This window comes from Brevibacterium sp. LAARM2_SD2 (assembly GCF_057364785.1).
Window position 1 is genome coordinate 1 of the sequence record NZ_JBNFOM010000050.1, and the last position, 6,154, is coordinate 6,154.

General features: G+C 67.5%; 5 protein-coding genes and 1 pseudogene. 5 read left to right on the plus strand and 1 reads right to left on the minus strand.

Going from position 1 to position 6,154, the window contains the following annotated elements; genetic code table 11:
* Positions 1 to 391 precede the first annotated feature (391 nt).
* Positions 392 to 1,084, minus strand: coding sequence for an SOS response-associated peptidase (locus AC2W7K_RS17935; protein ID WP_198498234.1), 693 nt, complete (start codon positions 1,082 to 1,084; stop codon positions 392 to 394).
* A gap of 34 nt (positions 1,085 to 1,118) precedes the next feature.
* Here AC2W7K_RS17935 and AC2W7K_RS17940 point away from each other — a divergent pair, with 34 nt between their 5' ends.
* The 5 genes and pseudogenes from AC2W7K_RS17940 (at position 1,119) to AC2W7K_RS17960 (ending at position 6,053) form a co-directional block, all read left to right on the plus strand.
* Positions 1,119 to 1,634 carry a MarR family winged helix-turn-helix transcriptional regulator gene (locus AC2W7K_RS17940; RefSeq protein WP_198498233.1) on the plus strand — a complete coding sequence of 172 codons (516 nt, stop codon included), beginning with the start codon at positions 1,119 to 1,121 and terminating at the stop codon, positions 1,632 to 1,634.
* 306 nt (positions 1,635 to 1,940) lie between these two features.
* Positions 1,941 to 3,105: pseudogene (locus tag AC2W7K_RS17945) on the plus strand (acyl-CoA dehydrogenase family protein).
* 1 nt (position 3,106) lies between these two features.
* Positions 3,107 to 4,147, plus strand: coding sequence for an enoyl-CoA hydratase/isomerase family protein (locus AC2W7K_RS17950; RefSeq protein WP_198498231.1), 1,041 nt, complete (start codon positions 3,107 to 3,109; stop codon positions 4,145 to 4,147).
* Positions 4,144 to 4,920 carry an enoyl-CoA hydratase gene (locus AC2W7K_RS17955; RefSeq protein WP_198498230.1) on the plus strand — a complete coding sequence of 259 codons (777 nt, stop codon included), beginning with the start codon at positions 4,144 to 4,146 and terminating at the stop codon, positions 4,918 to 4,920. Before AC2W7K_RS17950 ends, AC2W7K_RS17955 begins: the two co-directional genes overlap by 4 nt.
* 128 nt (positions 4,921 to 5,048) lie before the next feature.
* Positions 5,049 to 6,053 (plus strand): NAD(P)H-dependent flavin oxidoreductase, encoded by a 1,005-nt coding sequence (locus tag AC2W7K_RS17960; protein WP_232623531.1) that lies wholly within the window; start codon positions 5,049 to 5,051, stop codon positions 6,051 to 6,053.
* The last annotated feature ends 101 nt before the right edge of the window (positions 6,054 to 6,154 follow it).

Genomic DNA, 6,154 nt, shown 5'->3' on the forward strand with positions numbered 1-6,154 from the left:
GAAAAAATTTTCTGGCATCACATTGTTCAAACAAACACGCTATTGGATTCTCAAACCACAAACACACACCCAACCATCACACGAAACATTTTCCGCGTGATCAACCGGGGGCATCCACAGGATTTGGTACTCTTCGCCTTGCGGCCCGCCGTACCAGCGGATCTCTACTCTACAGTGTCTCATCGATGTCCGCAACCCGGAGTTCACCTCCGCGTCACTTGGATCGAAATCCATCTGAAGCGTTCGCTGTGGCCCATTGGGCCGGCAGCTCGATCTACTCTACACCACCGGGATCGGCGCCCACAAGGGGCAGAATGCCGTTCGGAGGGTGATCTCGCTCACCGCTCCAACGAGCCCCCGCACCTCGCGGGATTCCGGCGGTCCAGCGTCCTCAGGCGACCGGCTCGATGAGGGCCGGGGAGTCGTTGCGGACGTTGCCGACGGCCTTGCCGACCCGGTGCTTCGTCACGCTCGCGGGATCGACCTGGGCGAGCGTGGCCGCCAGCAGGTCGGGGACCTCGCCGCTCGGCAGCGCCGGATTCATCCAGTCGTCGATGTGGTCACGACCGAGGAACACCGGCATCCGGTCGTGGACGTCGCGGAGATGACCGGCCGATTCCATCGTGAGGATCGACGTCGACACGAGCCAGGAGTCGTCGGGCTGCTTCCAGAACTCGAAGAGCCCCGCCATGAAGAGCGGGTCCTGGCCTGCCGCCGACATCATCCACGGCTGCTTGCCGTCCTCGGTGACCTCCCACTCGTAGTAGCCCGGGATGGGAAGGGCACACCGCCGGCGCTTGATCGCCTGCCGGAACATCGGCTTCTCGAGCACCGTCTCCGAGCGCGCGTTGAAGGCCTTGAACCCGATCGCCCGGTCCTTCGCCCAGCTGGGCACGAGTCCCCACGACGCCGCTTCGAGGCGGCGGGTGAGCTGTCCGTCGTCGTCGAGGCGCTCGACGACGATGGGGATGTCGGCACCCGGAGGAACGTTGTACCGCGGGGTGTAGTCGTAGGAGACGACGTCGAGGCGGAGCTCGTCGGCGAGGTCCGCCGGGTCAGATGACAGGTTGAGTCGACCGCACATGCGCCAATCCTCTCACTTCACTACACTGTCGACAATGGCGCCGGAGAAGAGCACAGCGGTACGGTTCGATCCCATCGAGGAGTCACGGAAGCAGTGGCTCGCGCACGGCTGGGATGAGGCCGCGGACGGCATGAACACCGTCATCTCCGTGATGCGCGTCCACCAGCTCTTCCTCGCGATGGTCGACGCCGCGCTCAAGCCCTTCTCCCTGACGTTCTCGCGCTACGAGGTGCTCACTCTGCTCTCGTTCACGAAGTCCGGCACCCTGCCGATGTCGAAGATCTCCGCGCGCCTCCAGGTCCACGCGACGTCGACGACGAACTCCGTCGATCGCCTCGAGAAGGCCGGCCTCGTCCGTCGCCGCAGCCATCCCGACGACCGCCGGACCACGCTCGTCGACCTCACCGAGGCCGGTCGCGAGCTCGCCGCCCGCGCCACCTCGGCGCTCAATGACGAGGTCTTCACGTCCCCTGCCGTCTCCGGCACCGATGGAGGCGAGCTCCTCCCCCACCTCGAGGCGCTGCGGGTGCGCCTCGAAGACCCCGCCTGATTCGCCTGCTGCACTCCTGAGTCCACCGAGCTCCGGAACTCTGCCCGACTCCGGAACTCTGCCCGGCTCCGGAACTCTGCCTGACACCAGAACTCTGCCGGGACTCCCCCACCGCCCTCCCGGACCGCGCTCTGCTCTCCGCTCTCTGCTCTCCGCTCACCACCAGGTGAGAGCGGCCTCGGGGCAATTAGTTGGACGTCCTAGTAAATTCTCCGTATCCTGATGACAATGCCGTGCCCGTGATCGCGGTCACCCCGCCCACCCCGCACGAGCGCACCACCGCTCACCCGTCATCCTGGAGGAACCATGTCCCGCAGCACTGTGACTGCCCTGCCGTTCGGCCTCACCGAGGAGCAGCAGACGATCTCTGCCATGGTCCGCGACTTCGCCGACACGGAGATCGCCCCCTACGCACTCGACTGGGATGCCAACCACCACTTCCCCGTCGACGTCATCAGGAAGTCGGCGGAACTCGGCATGGGCGGCATCTACGTCCGTGAGGAGTCCGGCGGCACCGGGATGGGCCGGATGGATGCGGCCCTGATCTTCGAGGCGATGTCGACCGGCTGCCCGTCGGTGGCCGCCTACATCTCGATCCACAACATGGTCGCGTGGATGATCGACAAGTACGGCAATGAGGAGCAGAAGGAGAGGTACCTCCTCCCGCTCGTCTCGATGGAGCACCTCGCAGCTACTGCCTCACCGAACCCAACGCCGGCTCCGATGCCGGTGCCCTGCGCACCTCGGCGCGCGAGGACGGCGACCACTTCGTCCTCAACGGCGTCAAGCAGTTCATCTCCGGCGCCGGTCGACCGACACCTACCTCGTCATGGCCCGCACCGGGCAGGACGGCGCCCGCGGGATCTCCGCGTTCATCCTCGAGAAGGGGATGGAGGGACTGAGCTTCGGTGTCAACGAGCAGAAGATGGGCTGGCGCGCCCAGCCGACCCGCCAGGTCATCATGGAGAACGTCCGAGTGCCGAAGGAGAACATGCTCGGCGACCTCGGTCAGGGCTTCAAGATCGCGATGTCCGGCCTCGACGGCGGCCGCCTCAACATCGGGGCGTGCTCGCTCGGCGGCGGGCAGTCCGCGCTCGAGAAGGCCATCGACTACATGGGCGAGCGCCAGGCCTTCGGCACCGAGCTCACCGGCTTCCAGGCGCTGCGCTTCGAGGTCGCGGAGATGCAGACGAAGCTCGAAGCCGCACGCTCCCTCCTGTGGCGGGCCGCGAACGCCTACGACGCGGGCGACCCGAACACGTCCCTGCTCTCGGCGATGGCGAAGCTCACCGCCACCGACACCGGCTTCGACGTCGCCAATCGGGCCCTCCAGCTCCACGGCGGCTACGGGTATCTGACAGAGTATGGGATTGAGAAGCTGGTTCGCGACCTGCGCGTCCACCAGATTCTGGAAGGCACCAACGAAATCATGCGCGTGATCATCTCGCGCAAGAGCACAGGAGTGGGCTGATATGACGACAGAGAATCCGAGCATCATCGCCACAGCGTCCGGCGGCCTCGGACGGATCGAACTCAACCGGCCGAAGCTGATCAACGCGCTCAGCCTCGACATGGTCGCCGGCATCGATGACGCCCTGCGCAGCTGGTACGACGACGACACCGTGACCACCGTGCTCGTCACCGGCCGCGGCGAGCGCGGTCTGTGCGCCGGCGGGGACATCAAAGCCGTCTACACCGACATCGTCGAGGGCACGGGCGAGAACGCGAAGTTCTGGAACCGCGAGTACCGGATGAACGCCGCGATCGCCGAGTACCCGAAGCCCTACGTCGTCATCATGAACGGCATCACGATGGGCGGCGGCGTCGGGATCTCCGGGCACGGCTCCGAGCGCATCGTCACGGACTCGACGAAGGTCGGGATGCCCGAGACCGGCATCGGACTCTTCCCCGACGTCGGCGGCACCTACCTGCTCGCGCGCGCTCCCGGCGAGCTCGGCACGCACCTGGCGCTGACCGGCACCGCGGTGGGCCCGGGCGCGGCGCTGGCCCTCGACCTCGCCGACCACTACGTCCCCGAAGCCGACCTCCCCGCCCTCATCGCCGACCTCGAAGCCGGGGAGGACGTCGACACCGTCGTCTCCCGCTATGCCGCGGACGCCCCGGCCGATGACCTCGCCGAGGCGGCCGCCTGGATCGACGAGTGCTACACCGGAGATGACATCGAGGACATCCTCGCCCGCCTCGAGGCCCATGCGAACCCCGAGGCGAACGCGGCTGCCGCCCTCATCCGGACGAAGGCCCCCACCTCGGTGAAGGTGACCCTGGCCGCCCTGCGGCGGGCCGCGGACATGACGCTCGCCGAGGTGCTCGAACAGGACTACCGCATCGCCGTCGAGATGACGCGCCGCCCCGATCTGCGCGAGGGCATCCGCGCGCAGGTCATCGACAAGGACCGCAGCCCCCAGTGGTCGCCGGCCTCCCTCAGCGAGGTCGACGACGCCACCGTGACCGCCATCCTCACCACCGAGCAGACAGACAAGGTGTTCTCATGAGCGACTACGCAACCATCCTCACCTCCGTCGACGACGGAGTCGCGACGATCACGATCAACCGGCCCAAGGCGCTCAACGCGCTCAACCTCCAGGTCCTCACCGACATCACCGATGCGGCGACCGGGTTCGACGCCGATGACGCGGTGCGCGCGATCATCATCACCGGCAGCGAGAAGGCGTTCGCGGCCGGCGCGGACATCAAGGAGATGTCCGAACTCGACTTCGCCACCGCCTACCGCGCCGACTGGTTCGCCGGCTGGGAGCGCCTGACGAACGTCCGCAAGCCGATCATCACCGCCGTCAGCGGCTACGCCCTCGGCGGAGGCTGCGAGGTCGCGATGATGGGCGACATCCTCATCGCCGCGACGACGGCGAAGTTCGGCCAGCCCGAGATCAACCTCGGCGTGCTCCCGGGCATGGGCGGGTCCCAGCGCCTGACCCGGGCGGTCGGCAAGGCGAAGGCGATGGACATGTGCCTGACCGGGCGGATGATGGACGCCGAGGAGGCCGAGCGCTCAGGCCTCGTCGCCCGCGTCGTCGCCCCCGAGGAACTCCTGTCGACGGCGAACGAGATCGCCCGCACGATCGCCGGGAAGTCCCTCATCGCCTCGGCGATGGTCAAGGAGGCGATCAACGTCGCCTTCGACACGACGCTCGAGCAGGGCCTGCGCTACGAGCGCCGCCTCTTCCACTCGGTGCTCGCGACGAACGACCAGACCGAGGGCATGGCCGCCTTCGTCGAGAAGCGGGATCCGAACTTCACCGACTCCTGACCGAGGGCGACCGCGAAGCGGGGGCGCAGCCGAATCATCGGCCGCGCCCCCGCTTTCTGCTCCCCTCGCACCGATTTTTAACATTCGTTCAGTTAGAGTGGTGCTGTTCGCAAATCCAAGGAGGCATCGTGAACCCCATTGACTCTCTCGACCTGAGGCTGCGCCTTCCGGTCTTCGGCTCCCCGATGTTCATCGCATCGGGCCCCGAACTCGTCACCGCCCAGTGCCAGGCCGGCATCGTCGGGGCGTTCCCCACCCTCAACGCGCGGCCGGCGTCGCTGCTCGCCGACTGGTTCGACGAGATCACCGAGTCGAACGCGAACTACACCGCAGCCCACCCCGAGTCCCCCGCCGCCCCGTTCGCGGCCAACCTCATCGTCCACCGGTCGAACAATCGCCTCGAGGCCGACCTCGCCGAGGTGGTCAGGCACAAGGTGCCCATCGTCATCACCTCACTCGGCGCCAGGGAAGAGGTCAACGAGGCCGTCCACTCCTACGGCGGCGTCGTCCTCCACGACATCATCAACAACCGCTTCGCCCACAAGGCCGTCGAGAAGGGCGCCGACGGCGTCATCGCCGTGGCCGCCGGGGCCGGCGGACACGCGGGCGCGCTCTCCCCGTTCGCGCTCGTCCAGGAGATCCGCAGCTGGTTCGACGGGCCGCTGCTGCTCTCCGGTGCGATCGCCCACGGCCGGTCGATCCTCGCGGCATTGGCCGCCGGGGCCGACTACGCCTACATCGGCTCCGCGTTCCTCTCCACCCCCGAGGCCAACGTCGTCGATGCGTACCGGCAGATGATCGTCGACTCCGCCGCCGACGACGTCGTCTACTCGAACTACTTCACCGGGGTCAAGGGCAACTACCTGCGCGGCTCGATCGTCGCCGCCGGCTTCGACCCCGACGATCTGCCCGAGGCCGACCCCTCGAAGATGGACTTCGGCACCGACCCGAACTCCGACGCGAAGGCGTGGAAGGACATCTGGGGCTCGGGTCAGGGCATCGGCGCCCTCGGGCTGCAGCGCACCACCGCCGAGCTCGTCGATCGCCTCGCCGCCGAGTTCCGCGACGCCGAGGACGAGCTGCGCACACGACTGGCGCGCACTGCTCCCGCCGCGGCCTCCGGCACCGTCTGAGCCCGCGCCGGCGCCGTCTCAGTCCGCGCCGGCGCCAGTCTGAGCCCGCCTCCGGCACCGAGACGGCCACTTCGCGTCGAGACCGCCACCTGTAAGCGGCG

What these genes read in the sequence shown, in the direction of transcription:
- AC2W7K_RS17935 (WP_198498234.1), bottom strand. Translation starts at nt 1,084, where the DNA reads ATGTGCGGTCGACTCAACCTGTCATCTGACCCGGCGGACCTCGCCGAC.
- AC2W7K_RS17940 (WP_198498233.1), top strand. Translation starts at nt 1,119, where the DNA reads ATGGCGCCGGAGAAGAGCACAGCGGTACGGTTCGATCCCATCGAGGAG.
- AC2W7K_RS17950 (WP_198498231.1), top strand. Translation starts at nt 3,107, where the DNA reads ATGACGACAGAGAATCCGAGCATCATCGCCACAGCGTCCGGCGGCCTC.
- AC2W7K_RS17955 (WP_198498230.1), top strand. Translation starts at nt 4,144, where the DNA reads ATGAGCGACTACGCAACCATCCTCACCTCCGTCGACGACGGAGTCGCG.